Consider the following 13,295-nt stretch of genomic DNA (forward strand, 5'->3'; position numbering starts at 1 on the left):
GATGGGCATCGAAGAGGCGCCGTCCGGCTTCCTGCTGACGACGGTCGAGAACCTCGCGGGGTACTTCCGCAAGGGGTCGCTGTGGCCGGTCACGTTCGGCCTGGCGTGCTGCGCGATCGAGATGATGGCGACCGGCACGTCCCGGTACGACATCTCACGGTTCGGCATGGAGGTCTTCCGCGCGTCGCCGCGCCAGGCGGACCTCATGATCGTGGCCGGCCGGGTGAGCCAGAAGATGGCGCCTGTCGTCCGGCAGGTCTACGACCAGATGCCCGAGCCCAAGTGGGTCCTGTCGATGGGCGTGTGCGCGTCGTCGGGTGGGATGTTCAACAACTACGCGATCGTCCAAGGCGTCGACCACATCGTCCCGGTCGACATCTACCTGCCCGGCTGCCCGCCCCGCCCGGAGATGCTGCTCAACGCGATCCTCGCGCTGCACGACCAGATCCAGGCCGAGCCGCTCGGCGTGAACCGGCACGAGGCGGCCCGCGCCGCCGAGGCCGCCGCGCTCGCCGCCACCCCGACCGCCCACCAGAAGGGGCTGCTGCGATGACGACCGGACCGGAGGACAAGGGTCCGCTGGACGCCGTCGCGGCCCCCGCGCAGACGCCCCCGGCGCAGACCCGGGTCGACGCCTCGCCCGTGGAGTCCGACGCCGTCGTGCACACCGACGTCGAGCAGGCACAGCAGGAGCACACCCCGACCGGCCCCGACCAGGGCGGCCGGGCGCCGATCGACGTCGTCGACGTCCGGCGCGGCATGTTCGGCGCGGCCGACGGCGGCGACACCTCCGGCTACGGCGGGCTGGTCCGCACGATCACGATGCCCGGCGCGAGCGAGCGCCCGTACGGCGGGTGGTTCGACGAGGCCGTCGACGTCCTCGCCGAGGTGCTCGGCGAGGGCGACGGCCCCGGCTTCGACGCCGCCGTCGAGAAGGTCGTCGTCGACCGTGGTGAGCTCACCCTGTACGTGACCCCCGCCCACCTCGTCGCGGTGTGCCGGGCGCTGCGCGACGACCAGGACCTGCGCTTCGAGCTCAGCATGGGCGTCTCCGGGGTGCACTACCCCCACGAGACCGGGCGCGAGCTGCACGCCGTGATGCACCTCGTCTCCGTCACGCACTCCCGGCGCCTGCGCCTGGAGGTCGCGGTGCCGGACGCCCACCCCCACGTGCCGTCCACGACGTCGGTGTACCCGACGAACGACTGGCACGAGCGCGAGACCTGGGACTTCTTCGGGATCGTCTTCGACGGTCACCCCGCCCTGGCCCGCATCGAGATGCCCGACGACTGGCCCGGGCACCCGCAGCGCAAGGACTACCCGCTCGGCGGCATCCCGGTGGAGTACAAGGGCGCCACCGTGCCGCCGGCGGACCAGCGAAGGACGTACAGCTGATGGCCACCTCCCACGCACGCACGGCCGGGACCGGCGGTGCCACGCGCGCCCCCCACGCCACGAAGGGCTTCGACGACGGCGCCGGCGGCGCCCCCACGTTCGAGGCGTCCGGCGGCGACTGGTCGCAGATCGCCGAGGAGGCCGCGCGCCTGGGCGAGGAGCGCATCGTCGTCAACATGGGCCCCCAGCACCCGTCCACGCACGGCGTGCTGCGGCTCATGCTCGAGATCGACGGCGAGACCGTCACCGAGGCCCGGGCCGGGATCGGCTACCTGCACACGGGCATCGAGAAGAACATGGAGTTCCGCACCTGGACGCAGGGCGTGACCTTCTGCACCCGCATGGACTACCTGGCGCCGCTCTTCCAGGAGACCGCGTTCTGCCTCGGCGTGGAGAAGCTGCTCGGCATCACCGACGACGTCCCGGAGCGGGCCACCGTCATCCGCGTGCTCATGATGGAGCTCAACCGGATCTCGTCCCACCTCGTGTGCCTGGCCACCGGCGGCAACGAGCTCGGCGCGACGACGATCATGATCCTCGGCTTCACCGCGCGCGAGGAGATCCTCAAGGTCCTCGAGCTCGTCACCGGGCTGCGGATGAACCACGCCTACATCCGGCCCGGCGGCGTCGTGCAGGACATCCCGCCGGGTGCGCTGGAGAGCGTGCGCGAGGCGCTCGTCCTGGTCCGCGACTACATGAGCCAGCTCGAGGACCTCATGCTGGCCAACCCGATCTTCAAGGCGCGGCTGGTCGACGTCGGGCACCTGAGCCTGTCGGCGTGCATGGCGCTCGGCGTCACCGGGCCCGTGCTGCGCTCGACCGGGCTGCCGTACGACGTGCGCAAGGCCGAGCCGTACTGCGGGTACGAGACGTACGACTTCGACATCCCGACCTCGACCGACGCCGACGCGTTCTCCCGCATCGTGCTGCGCATCGAGGAGTGCTACCAGTCCATGCGCATCATCGAGCAGGCCGTCGAGCGGCTGCAGGCGATGGGCCCCGGACCGGTCATGGTCGCGGACAAGAAGATCGCCTGGCCCGCGCAGCTCGCCATCGGGTCGGACGGCATGGGCAACTCCCTCGACCACATCCGCGAGATCATGGGCACCTCGATGGAGGCGCTCATCCACCACTTCAAGCTGGTGACCGAGGGCTTCCGGGTCCCGGTCGGCCAGGTGTACCAGTCGGTCGAGGCGCCCCGCGGCGAGCTGCTCGTGCACCTCGTCTCCGACGGCGGCACCCGCCCCTACCGCGCGCACTTCCGCGACCCGTCGTTCAACAACCTGCAGGCCGTCTCGATGATGTGCGAGGGCGGCCAGGTCGCCGACGTCGTCGTCGCGGTGGCCTCGCTGGACCCCGTCCTGGGAGGGGTGGACCGCTGATGGCCGGCTACGACGAGACGACCGAGGCGCGGCTGACCGCGGACGCGCAGGCGATCATCGCCCGCTACCCGCAGGCGCGCTCCGCGCTGCTGCCGATGCTGCACCTCGTGCAGTCCGAGGACGGCTACGTCAGCCCGGCCGGCATCGCGTTCTGCGCGCGCACCCTGGGCCTGGCGACCGCCGAGGTCTCCGCGGTCGCGACCTTCTACACGCAGTACAAGCGCCACCCCAACGGCGAGTACACCGTCGGGGTGTGCACGAACACGCTGTGCGCGGTCATGGGCGGGGACGCGATCTGGGAGGAGCTGTCCACCCACCTCGGCGTCGGCCACGACGAGACCACGCCCGACGGCGCCGTCACCCTCGAGCGCATCGAGTGCAACGCGGCCTGCGACTACGCCCCGGTCGTGATGGTCAACTGGGAGTTCTTCGACAACCAGACCCCCACGTCGGCCGTGGACACGGTCGAGCGGCTCCGCGCCGGGCAGCCGGTCGCCCCCACCCGCGGCGCCGACTCGGTCTGCTCGTTCCGGCAGATGTCCCGCGTGCTCGCCGGCTTCCCGGACGGCCGCGCCGACGAGGGCGTCGGCGCGGGCGTGCCGACCGTCCGCGGGACCGTGCTGGCGCGCGAGCGCGGCTGGAGCGCCCCGGAGTTCGACGTCGTCGCCGACGACGCGGCCGGTGCCGGTGGCGGTGTCAGCGACGACGGGCAGCCGCAGTCCAGCGCGGAACGCCCACCGACCACCCCGGCCGACACCGAGTCCGGCCGCGGGCCCGGCCGCGGACCCGGCCGTGGATCCGGCCGCAAGCCCGGCACGACGACGTCCTCGGACAAGGAGTCCTGATGGCCGCGACCACCCCGCTCGCGCCCGTGATCAGCGCCCACTGGGACGCGGAGCGCTCCTGGACGCTGGCGACCTACGAGGCCCACGGCGGCTACGCCGGGCTGCGCAAGGCGCTCGCCCTGGAGCCCGCCGACGTCGTGACGACGGTCAAGGACTCCGGCCTGCGCGGCCGCGGCGGCGCCGGCTTCCCGACCGGGATGAAGTGGGGCTTCCTGCCCGCACCGGACGGCGGTCCCCGCTACCTCGTCGTCAACGCCGACGAGTCCGAGCCGGGGACCTGCAAGGACACCCCGCTGATGATGGCGTCGCCGCAGGCGCTCATCGAGGGCTCGATCATCACGTCGTACGCGATCGGCTGCCGGCAGGCCTTCATCTACGTGCGCGGGGAGATCCTGCACGTGTACCGCCGGCTGCTGCGTGCGGTCGAGGAGGCATATGCGGCGGGCTACCTGGGCACCGACATCCTCGGCAGCGGGTACGACCTCGACATCACCGTGCACGCGGGCGCCGGGGCGTACATCTGCGGCGAGGAGACGGCGCTGCTCGACTCGCTCGAGGGCCTGCGCGGGCAGCCGCGGCTCAAGCCGCCGTTCCCCGCGGTCGCCGGCCTGTACGCGCGTCCGACCGTCGTCAACAACGTCGAGTCGATCGCGTCGGTGCCCGGCATCCTGCGGGGCGGCTCGGACTGGTTCCGGTCGATGGGCACCGAGAAGTCCGCCGGGCACGGGTTGTTCTCGCTGTCCGGCCACGTGGAGCGGCCCGGCCAGTACGAGGCCCCGCTCGGGGTCACGCTGCGCGAGCTGCTCGACCTCGCCGGGGGCGTCCGCGCGGGTCACGAGCTCAAGTTCTGGACGCCGGGCGGCTCGTCGACCCCCATCTTCACCGCCGAGCACCTCGACGTGCCGCTGGACTACGAGTCCGTCGGTGCGGCCGGCTCGATGCTCGGCACCCGCGCGCTGCAGATCTTCGACGAGACGACGTCGGTGGTCCGCGCGGTCACGCGGTGGACCGAGTTCTACGCGCACGAGTCCTGCGGCAAGTGCACGCCGTGCCGCGAGGGCACGTTCTGGCTCAAGCAGGTGCTGCGCCGGCTCGAGGCCGGGCAGGGCACGCCGGACGACATCGACCTGCTGCTCGACACGTGCGAGAACATCCTCGGCCGCGCGTTCTGCGCGCTCGGGGACGGCGCGACGTCCCCGATCACCTCGGCCATCCAGTACTTCCGCGAGGAGTTCGAGGCCGGCACGCACACCCCGGCGTCGGTGCTGTTCCCGCCGGAGCGGTCCTCGCTCTTCCCCTACACGCCCCGGACGAGGGACCACCACCTGGCAGGGACGGTGCACGCATGACCGCGACGACGACGCCGAAGACGAAGCCGGGGGCCGGGGGCGCGATCGCCGCCCAGCCACCGAAGGCCGACGAGGTGACGTTCACCATCGACGAGCTCGAGGTCACGGTGCCCAAGGGCACCCTGGTCATCCGGGCGGCCGAAGGGGTCGGCATCCAGATCCCGCGGTTCTGCGACCACCCGCTGCTCGCGCCCGTGGGCGCGTGCCGGCAGTGCCTCGTCGAGGTCTCCACACCGGACCGCGAGGGCAACCTCAAGCCCATGCCGAAGCCGCAGGCGTCCTGCACGCTCGAGGCCACGAAGGGCATGGTGGTGCGCACCCAGCGGACCTCCGCCGTCGCCGACAAGGCGCAGCACGGCATCATGGAGATGCTGCTCATCAACCACCCGCTGGACTGCCCGGTCTGCGACAAGGGTGGGGAGTGCCCCCTGCAGAACCAGGCGATGAGCAACGGCCGCGCCACCAGCCGGTTCGTCGACGTCAAGCGGACGTTCCCCAAGCCGATCGCGATCTCCACCGAGATCCTGCTCGACCGCGAGCGCTGCGTGCTGTGCCAGCGGTGCACCCGCTTCTCCAGCGAGATCGCCGGGGACCCGTTCATCGACCTGCAGCAGCGCGGTGCCGCGCAGCAGATCGGGACCTTCTCGCCCGAGGTGCTCGGGTTCACCGGCGACCTCCCCGCCGCCGGCTCCGACGTGCCCGCGGGCGCGGGTGCCGACGGGGCAGGGGCCGGGGCCGGGTACACGCCGACCGGCGACGCGCCCCGCGGTCCGGCGCTGGCCGACGAGTCGGGGCGGCCGTTCGCCTCCTACTTCTCCGGCAACACCATCCAGATCTGCCCGGTCGGTGCGCTGACCGGTGCCGCGTACCGGTTCCGGGCGCGGCCGTTCGACCTCGTCTCGACCCCCGGCGTCTCCGAGCACGACGCGAGCGGCTCGGCGATCCGGGTCGACCACCGCCGCGGCGTCGTGCTGCGGCGCCTGGCCGGCGAGGACCCGGTGGTCAACGAGGAGTGGATCACCGACAAGGACCGCTTCGCCTTCACCTGGCAGTCCGCGCCGGACCGCATCACGACCCCGCTCGTGCGCGATGAGGCGTCCGGCGAGCTGGTCCCGACGTCCTGGGCCGAGGCGCTCGAGATCGCCGCCGACGGGCTCACCGCCGCCGCCCGCGCCTCCGGGGTCGGGGTGCTGCCCGGGGACGGCTGACCCTCGAGGACGCCTACGCCTACGCCAAGTTCGCCCGCGTCGCCCTCGGCACCAACGACGTCGACCTGCGCGCTCGACCGCACTCCGACGAGGAGGAGGCGTTCCTCGCCGCGCACGTCGCGGGCGCCGGGCTCGGCGTCACCTTCGCCGACCTGGAGACCGCGCCGACGGTCCTGCTCGTCGGCCTGGAGGCCGAGGAGGAGGCCGGGATCACGTTCCTGCGGCTGCGCAAGGGAGTGCTCGCCGGACGCACCCACGTCTTCGCGGTCGCACCCCTGGCCAGCCGCGGGCTGGAGCGGCTGGACGGCACCCTCGTCCCGGCCGCGCCCGGCACGGAGGCCGAGGTGCTCGACGCGCTGGGCGCCCTCACCGACGGCCAGGCCGACGACACCGACCCCGCCACGGGCGGACCGCTCCGCGCGACCGCGGACGCCCTCGCCGGCGGCGACGCGATCGTGCTCGTCGGGGAGCGGCTCGGGGCGGTCCCCGGTGGGCTGTCCGCCGCGCTGCGCCTCGCGGCCCGGACCGGCGCGCGGCTCGCCTGGATCCCGCGCCGCGCCGGGGAGCGGGGCGGCGTCGAGGCCGGTGCGCTGCCGTCCCTGCTGCCCGGTGGCCGCCCGGTCGCCGACCCCGGTGCCCGGGTCGACATCGCGGCGCTCTGGGACGTCGAGCACGTCCCGTCCGCACCGGGCCGCAGCACCGCGGGGATCCTGCGGGCCGCGCACGACGGCTCGCTCGCGGGTCTCGTCGTCGGCGGCGTGGACCCGGCCGACCTGCCGGACCCCGCCCTCGCGCTCGCCGCCGTCGAGCGGGCCGGGTTCGTCGTATCCCTCGAGGTGCGCCGCTCCGCGGTGACCGAGCGGGCCGACGTCGTCCTGCCGGTCGCGCCGCCGTCGGAGAAGCCCGGGACCTTCCTCAACTGGGAGGGCCGGCCGCGCCCGTTCCCGCAGGCGCTCGCGTCGACCGCGATGTCCGACCACCGCGTGCTCGACGCGCTCGCGGACGCGATGGGCGCCGACCTGGGCCTGCGGACGCTGGACGCCGTGCACGCCGAGATCGACGGGCTCGGCCCGTGGGAGGGGTCACGCACGCCCGCCCCCGCGGTCCCCGGTGCGGACCCGGTCCCGGTCGGCCCCGGCCAGGCGGTCCTCGCGACCTGGCACACCATGCTCGACGCCGGCCGCCTCCAGGACGGCGAGGCGTTCCTCGCCGGCACCGCCAAGCGCGCCGTCGCACGGCTGTCCGCGACCACCGCGGCCGAGGTCGGTGTCGCCGACGGCGCACCGGTGCAGGTGTCGACCGCGGCGGGCGCCGTCGTCGTGCCGGTCGCGGTGACCGACATGCCCGACCACGTCGTGTGGCTGCCGACCAACTCGACCGGCTGCGCGGTGCGGGCGACCCTGCGGGCCACCGCGGGCTCGCACGTGCACCTGTCACCCGCCGGGGTCGGCGTCGCCGCACCGGCCGGCGGGACGCCGGCCACCGGTGACCCGGACCGCGGGTGGGGGTCGCCGACGTCGGCGGCACGCATGCCGAGCACCACGGGCAGGAGACGTCCGGGCACGAGCCGTTCGAGCAGCGCGGCCACGCCGCGTGGGACGGCAAGGGTCTGGCCGGCACCACCGACACCACGGAGGCGGGGGCATGAGCGGGCTGGCGTCCGGTGCGCTCGTCGCGGCGACGGTCGACCCGTCGATCGCGGCCGACTTCAGCGAGGACACGATCTGGGTCTGGCTGATCAAGGCCGTCGCGATCCTCGTGTTCCTGCTCACCAGCGTGCTCATCGCGATCTGGTTCGAGCGCAAGGTCGTCGCCCGGATGCAGATCCGGCCCGGGCCGAACGTGCACGGGCCGTTCGGCCTGCTGCAGTCCCTCGCGGACGCGATGAAGCTCCTGCTCAAGGAGGACATCACCGTCAAGGCGGCGGACAAGCTCGTCTACATCCTCGCGCCGATGATCTCGGTGTTCTGCGCGCTGCTGACGTTCGCCGTGATCCCGTTCGGCCCCGCCGTCACGGTCCTCGGCGTCACCACCCCGCTGCAGCTCACCGACCTGCCGGTCGCGGCGCTCTACGTGCTCGCGTGCGCGGCCGTCGGCGTCTACGGGATCGTGCTCGGCGGCTGGTCATCGGGCTCGACCTACCCGCTGCTCGGGTCAGTCCGGTCCACGGCGCAGGTCATCTCCTACGAGCTCGCGATGGGCCTGTCCCTGGTGAGCGTGTTCATCATGGCCGGCTCGATGTCGACGTCGCAGATCGTCGCGTCCCAGGAGACGCTCTGGTGGGCCCTGCCCCTGCTGCCCGCATTCGTCATCTACGTCATCTCGATGATCGGCGAGACGAACCGGCTGCCGTTCGACCTTCCCGAGGCGGAGGGCGAGCTCGTCTCGGGGTACATGACCGAGTACTCGTCGATGAAGTTCGCGTGGTTCTTCCTCGCGGAGTACATCAACATGATCAACGTCTCCGCGATCGCGACGACGCTGTTCATGGGCGGCTGGCGCGCACCGTGGCCGCTGTCGGCGATCAACGACGGGATGCTCAACACCGGCTGGTGGCCGGTGCTGTGGTTCCTGGCCAAGATGTGGCTGTTCATGTTCCTGTTCGTCTGGGTCCGCGGCACCCTGCTGCGCCTGCGCTACGACCAGTTCATGAAGTTCGGCTGGAAGGTCCTCATCCCCGCGGCGCTCGCCTGGGTCGTCCTGGTCGCCGTCGTCCAGGGCATCCGGCAGTTCAGCACCGTCGACCTCACCACGCTCCTCGTGGGGCTGGGGGTCGCGGTCGTGCTGTTCGTGGCGGCCTCCTTCTTCATCCCGACCAAGCCCGAGCCCGAGCCCCCGGCACCACCGACCGGCGAGTTCGACCCGTTCGCCGGCGGCTACCCGGTGCCCCCGCTGCCCGGGCAGCAGCTGCCGCCCTCACCGCGCCGGCGCACCGCGTCGCGCGCCGCCGTGGGCGCGGCGTCGCCCGGTGCGCAGTCGGGCACCGCGACGACCACCGCCCCCGAGCACGACCCCGACCCGGAGGTGACCCGTGGCTGACACCCGCGACCCCCAGCCCGCCGACGACGCCGCCGCGACCGGCGCCGTCGCCCCCGGGGGCGGCGAGGCGGCGAGGTGGGCGAGGCGCAGCCCGCTCCGCAGCCGTACCAGCCGCTCATCGAGCCCAAGAAGGGGATCGGCGAGCTGCTCGCCCCGGTCGCCGGCTTCGGGGTCACGTTCGCCTCGATGTTCAAGCCGACGGTCACCGAGCAGTACCCGTACGAGAAGGTGCCGCCCAAGCCGCGGTACCACGGACGCCACCAGCTCAACCGGTACGCCGACGGGCTCGAGAAGTGCATCGGCTGCGAGCTGTGCGCGTGGGCCTGCCCGGCCGACGCGATCTACGTCGAGGGCGCCGACAACGCCCCCGACGCCCAGTACTCGCCGGGGAGCGGTACGGCCGCGTCTACCAGATCAACTACCTGCGGTGCATCTTCTGCGGGCTGTGCATCGAGGCGTGCCCGACGCGCGCGCTGACCATGACGAACGAGTACGAGCTCGCCGGGCCGACCCGCGAGGGGCTGATCTGGGAGAAGGAGGACCTGCTCGCGCCGCTGCGCTCCGGGCAGCTCGCCGCCCCGCACCCCATGGTCGAGGGCACCACGGACACCGAGTACTACCGCGGGGAGATCACCGGCCCGACGCCGCAGCAGGCGGACTGGGTGCGCGAGCACCGGCCGGACGACGCGAGCGCGGCCGGCGTCGCCGCCGGGTCGGCCGTGGGTGACCCCGGTGAGCGGACCGGTCAGCCGCACGCCCACGGGTCGACCGCCGCGGCCGCCGCGTCCGCCGCGACCGGCGCCGCACGCGCCGGCGCGCGGGAGACCGACCGGTGACCGGCGCGCTGCTCACCGGCCTGCCCGGAGCCCTCCCGACCGGCCTGCCCGCCGCGCTCGCCGGCTCCCTGACCGAGGCCGGACGCACCTCCACCGGCGAGGCCGTGCTGTTCTGGGTCGTCGCGCCGCTCATGGTGCTCGCCGCGCTCGGGCTGCTGTTCGCCCGCCGGGCCATCCACGCCGCGATGTGCGTCGTGTTCGTGATGATCTCCCTCGCGGTGCTCTACATCGCCGAGGACGCCCCGTTCCTCGGAATCGTGCAGATCGTCGTGTACACCGGCGCGGTCATGATGCTGTTCCTCTTCGTGCTCATGCTGGTCGGCGTCGACGCCTCGGACTCCCTCACCGAGACCATCCGCGGGCAGCGCTGGATCGGGCTCATCTTCGGCGCCGGGCTCGGCGCCCTGCTCATCGGGGTGGTGGCCCGGACGACGTGGGACCAGCCGGTCGGGCTGGTGGAGGCGAACGCGGACTCCAACCCGGTCGGCGTCGCGCTCCTCGTGTTCGGCGACTTCGTGTTCGCGTTCGAGGTCGTCGGCGTCCTGCTGGTGACCGCCGCGGTCGGCGCCCTCGTGCTGACGCACCGCCAGCGCCTGGCCCGCCGGGTCGGGCAGCGTGAGCGCGCCGACGCCCGGATGGCCGCCGGCGGCTCGATCACCCCGCTGCCCGCACCGGGCGTCTACGCGCGGACCAACGCCATGGACGTCCCCGCGCTCGACCCGCAGGGCCGGCCCATCGAGGCCTCGGTGTCGCGGGTCCTGCGCATCCGCGGGCAGGAGCGCGGCGTCGCGGACGTCGCCGTCGACCTCGGCCCCGGTGAGGACGGCGGCGGCCAGGTCGACCGGCCGACCCCGGTGGCCGGCGACCCCGGCGAGACGACCGGACCCACCACGTCCATCACGACCGGCCGCGGCCCGGAGGTCATCCCGTGACCCTGACCCACTACCTCGTGCTCGCGTGCATCCTCTTCGCGATCGGCGCCACGACGGTCCTGCTGCGACGCAACGCGATCATCGTGTTCATGGGCATCGAGCTCATGCTCAACGCCACGAACCTCGTGCTGGTCACCTTCGCCCGCATGCACGGGGACCTCTCCGGGCAGGTGATGGCCTTCTTCGTCATGGTGGTCGCCGCCGCGGAGGTCGTCGTCGGGCTCGCGATCATCGTGCAGATCTTCAACACCCGCCGGTCGGCCTCGGTCGACGACGTCAACCTGCTCAAGAGCTGAGAGGCTCCGGTGACCTCAACCATCGCGACCGCCCCCGTGGCCGCGGCGCTCGTCAGCGCCGCCCCGGCCGACGGCACGTTCACCCAGGCCTGGCTGCTCATCGCCCTGCCGCTGCTCGGCGCCGCCGTGCTCCTGCTCGCCGGCCGCCGCGCCGACCGGTGGGGGCACTGGGTCGGCGTCGCGGCGTCGGGCGCCGCCTTCGTCGTGGGCCTGGTGCTCCTGCTCGGCATGCTCGGCCGTGACGCCGAGGACCGCGTGCTCGACCTGCACCTGTTCCGGTGGATCCCCGCCGGACCGCTCGACATCGACGCCGGGCTGCGGCTCGACCCGCTGTCGCTGACCTTCGTGCTCCTGGTGACGTTCGTCGGCACGCTCATCCACGTGTACTCGGTGGCGTACATGGAGCACGACGCCGACCGGCGCCGGTTCTTCGCCTACCTCAACCTGTTCGTCGCGGCGATGCTCGTGCTGGTCCTGGCCGACAGCTTCCTGCTGCTGTTCGTCGGCTGGGAGGGCGTGGGCCTCGCGTCCTACCTGCTCATCGGGTTCTGGAACCACCGCACTCCCAACGCCGTCGCGGCGAAGAAGGCGTTCATCGCCAACCGCATCGGTGACCTCGGGCTGCTCATCGCGCTCATGCTCATGGTCGCGACGTGGGGCGCCGTCGACTTCGACACCGTGCTCCCGGCCGCGGCAGCAGCAGGGAAGGCACCCTGACCGCGATCGGCCTCATGCTGCTGCTCGCCGCGTGCGGCAAGTCGGCGCAGTTCCCGCTGCAGTCCTGGCTCGGGGACGCGATGGCTGGCCCGACGCCGGTCTCGGCGCTCATCCACGCCGCGACCATGGTCACCGCCGGCGTCTACCTCATCGTGCGGTCCGCGCCGATCTTCGAGGGGGCGCCCACCGCCCAGCTCGTCGTCGTCGTCGTCGGGGCGATCACCCTGGTCTTCGGAGCGGTCGTCGGGTGCGCGAAGGACGACATCAAGAAGGCGCTCGCCGCGTCGACGATGTCCCAGATCGGCTACATGATCCTCGCGGCCGGGCTCGGACCGATCGGCTACGCGTTCGCGATCTTCCACCTCGTGACCCACGGGTTCTTCAAGGCCGGGATGTTCCTCGGCGCCGGGTCCGTCATGCACGGCATGGACGACTCGGTCGACATGCGCCGCTTCGGCGGTCTGTCGCGGTCCATGAAGATCACCTGGCTGACCTTCGCCGCCGGGTGGCTCGCGATCATCGGCGTCCCGGGCCTGTCCGGGTTCTGGAGCAAGGACCTCATCATTGAGGCCGCGTTCACCGGGGAGGGCTGGCGGCCCTGGGTGTTCGGCTCGGTGACGCTGCTCGGCGCGGGGCTGACCGCGTTCTACATGTCGCGGCTGTTCTTCATGACCTTCCACGGCCGCCGGCGCTGGGACGACGGGCAGGGTGTGGAGCAGGGCGTCGAGCAGGGGGTGCGGCGGACGAGGCCGCACCGGTCCGCCACCCGCACGAGTCGCCGCTGCTCATGACCGTCCCGATGATCGTGCTCGCGGTCGGGTCGGTGCTCCTCGGCGGGCTGCTCGCGCTCGGTGACGGCTTCGTCACGTTCCTCGAGCCGGTGACCGGCCACGTCGAGCACCACGAGCCCGTCCTGCCGATCCCGGTCATCATCGCCCTCACGCTCCTCCTCGTCGCCGCGGGCGCCTTCCTCGCCTGGCGTCAGTACGCGTCGTCGCCGGTGGCCGTGGTGGCCCCGACCGGCTCCGCGCTGACCCGGGCCGCCCGCCGCGACCTGTACCAGGACGACGTCAACGACGCCGCCCTCGTGCAGCCGGGGCAGTACGCCACGCGCTCGCTCGTCTACGGCGACCGCGCCGTGGTCGACGGCGCCTTCACCGGGCTCGGGAAGGTGCTCGTCGGAGCCGGCGACGCCGGCCGGCGCGCGCAGACCGGGTTCGTCCGCTCCTACGCCTCGACGATGACGGTCGGACTGGTCGTCCTCGGCGTCGTCGTCCTGGCCACCCGGATCTGAGG

11 protein-coding genes and 2 pseudogenes are annotated in these 13,295 nt (G+C 72.9%); all 13 read left to right on the plus strand.

Annotated elements, in window-relative coordinates; genetic code table 11:
• Position 1: 1 nt before the first annotated feature.
• The 13 genes and pseudogenes from REH70_RS01120 to nuoL all read left to right on the plus strand — a co-directional run bounded on the left by REH70_RS01120 (position 2) and on the right by nuoL (position 13,293).
• Positions 2-553 carry an NADH-quinone oxidoreductase subunit B family protein gene (locus REH70_RS01120; RefSeq protein WP_310751165.1) on the plus strand — a complete coding sequence of 184 codons (552 nt, stop codon included), beginning with the start codon at positions 2-4 and terminating at the stop codon, positions 551-553.
• Positions 550-1,395, plus strand: coding sequence for an NADH-quinone oxidoreductase subunit C (locus tag REH70_RS01125; protein ID WP_310751167.1), 846 nt, complete (start codon positions 550-552; stop codon positions 1,393-1,395). Before REH70_RS01120 ends, REH70_RS01125 begins: the two co-directional genes overlap by 4 nt.
• Positions 1,395-2,777, plus strand: a complete 1,383-nt coding sequence (locus REH70_RS01130; RefSeq protein ID WP_310751170.1) for an NADH-quinone oxidoreductase subunit D — start codon at positions 1,395-1,397, stop codon at positions 2,775-2,777. The genes REH70_RS01125 and REH70_RS01130 overlap by 1 nt, the downstream gene beginning before the upstream one ends.
• The gene (nuoE, locus tag REH70_RS01135) at positions 2,777-3,622 is read left to right on the plus strand and encodes an NADH-quinone oxidoreductase subunit NuoE (protein WP_310751173.1); all 846 of its coding nucleotides are present in this window, start codon (positions 2,777-2,779) and stop codon (positions 3,620-3,622) included. Before REH70_RS01130 ends, nuoE begins: the two co-directional genes overlap by 1 nt.
• Positions 3,622-4,971, plus strand: a complete 1,350-nt coding sequence (gene nuoF / locus REH70_RS01140) for an NADH-quinone oxidoreductase subunit NuoF (protein ID WP_310751176.1) — start codon at positions 3,622-3,624, stop codon at positions 4,969-4,971. The genes nuoE and nuoF overlap by 1 nt, the downstream gene beginning before the upstream one ends.
• A pseudogene (locus REH70_RS01145) lies at positions 4,968-7,624 on the plus strand (NADH-quinone oxidoreductase subunit G); the annotation flags it as partial. The gene nuoF and the pseudogene REH70_RS01145, both read left to right, overlap by 4 nt.
• Positions 7,625-7,680: 56 nt before the next feature.
• Positions 7,681-7,827 carry a hypothetical protein gene (locus tag REH70_RS01150; RefSeq protein WP_310751179.1) on the plus strand — a complete coding sequence of 49 codons (147 nt, stop codon included), beginning with the start codon at positions 7,681-7,683 and terminating at the stop codon, positions 7,825-7,827.
• A complete protein-coding gene (nuoH, locus tag REH70_RS01155; RefSeq protein WP_310751182.1) occupies positions 7,824-9,218 on the plus strand; it encodes an NADH-quinone oxidoreductase subunit NuoH in 1,395 nt (464 codons plus the stop codon). Before REH70_RS01150 ends, nuoH begins: the two co-directional genes overlap by 4 nt.
• Positions 9,219-9,293: 75 nt before the next feature.
• Positions 9,294-9,695, plus strand: a complete 402-nt coding sequence (locus tag REH70_RS20210; protein ID WP_396134613.1) for a NuoI/complex I 23 kDa subunit family protein — start codon at positions 9,294-9,296, stop codon at positions 9,693-9,695.
• The gene (locus REH70_RS20215) at positions 9,650-10,054 is read left to right on the plus strand and encodes a 4Fe-4S binding protein (RefSeq protein ID WP_396134709.1); all 405 of its coding nucleotides are present in this window, start codon (positions 9,650-9,652) and stop codon (positions 10,052-10,054) included. Before REH70_RS20210 ends, REH70_RS20215 begins: the two co-directional genes overlap by 46 nt.
• Positions 10,055-10,185: 131 nt before the next feature.
• Positions 10,186-10,986 carry an NADH-quinone oxidoreductase subunit J gene (locus REH70_RS01165; protein ID WP_310754094.1) on the plus strand — a complete coding sequence of 267 codons (801 nt, stop codon included), beginning with the start codon at positions 10,186-10,188 and terminating at the stop codon, positions 10,984-10,986.
• Positions 10,983-11,282 (plus strand): NADH-quinone oxidoreductase subunit NuoK, encoded by a 300-nt coding sequence (nuoK, locus tag REH70_RS01170; RefSeq protein WP_310751185.1) that lies wholly within the window; start codon positions 10,983-10,985, stop codon positions 11,280-11,282. Before REH70_RS01165 ends, nuoK begins: the two co-directional genes overlap by 4 nt.
• 36 nt (positions 11,283-11,318) lie before the next feature.
• Positions 11,319-13,293, plus strand: a pseudogene (gene nuoL, locus REH70_RS01175) (NADH-quinone oxidoreductase subunit L).
• The last annotated feature ends 2 nt before the right edge of the window (positions 13,294-13,295 follow it).

The sequence above is a fragment of the Cellulomonas sp. ATA003 genome, assembly GCF_031582905.1.
Classification (GTDB): domain Bacteria; phylum Actinomycetota; class Actinomycetes; order Actinomycetales; family Cellulomonadaceae; genus Pengzhenrongella.

Excerpts from the sequence above, each read along its gene's own strand:
- REH70_RS01120 (WP_310751165.1), top strand. The coding sequence starts at position 2 with ATGGGCATCGAAGAGGCGCCGTCCGGCTTCCTGCTGACGACGGTCGAG.
- REH70_RS01125 (WP_310751167.1), top strand. The coding sequence starts at position 550 with ATGACGACCGGACCGGAGGACAAGGGTCCGCTGGACGCCGTCGCGGCC.
- REH70_RS01130 (WP_310751170.1), top strand. The coding sequence starts at position 1,395 with ATGGCCACCTCCCACGCACGCACGGCCGGGACCGGCGGTGCCACGCGC.
- nuoE (WP_310751173.1), top strand. The coding sequence starts at position 2,777 with ATGGCCGGCTACGACGAGACGACCGAGGCGCGGCTGACCGCGGACGCG.
- nuoF (WP_310751176.1), top strand. The coding sequence starts at position 3,622 with ATGGCCGCGACCACCCCGCTCGCGCCCGTGATCAGCGCCCACTGGGAC.
- nuoH (WP_310751182.1), top strand. The coding sequence starts at position 7,824 with ATGAGCGGGCTGGCGTCCGGTGCGCTCGTCGCGGCGACGGTCGACCCG.
- REH70_RS01165 (WP_310754094.1), top strand. The coding sequence starts at position 10,186 with ATGGTGCTCGCCGCGCTCGGGCTGCTGTTCGCCCGCCGGGCCATCCAC.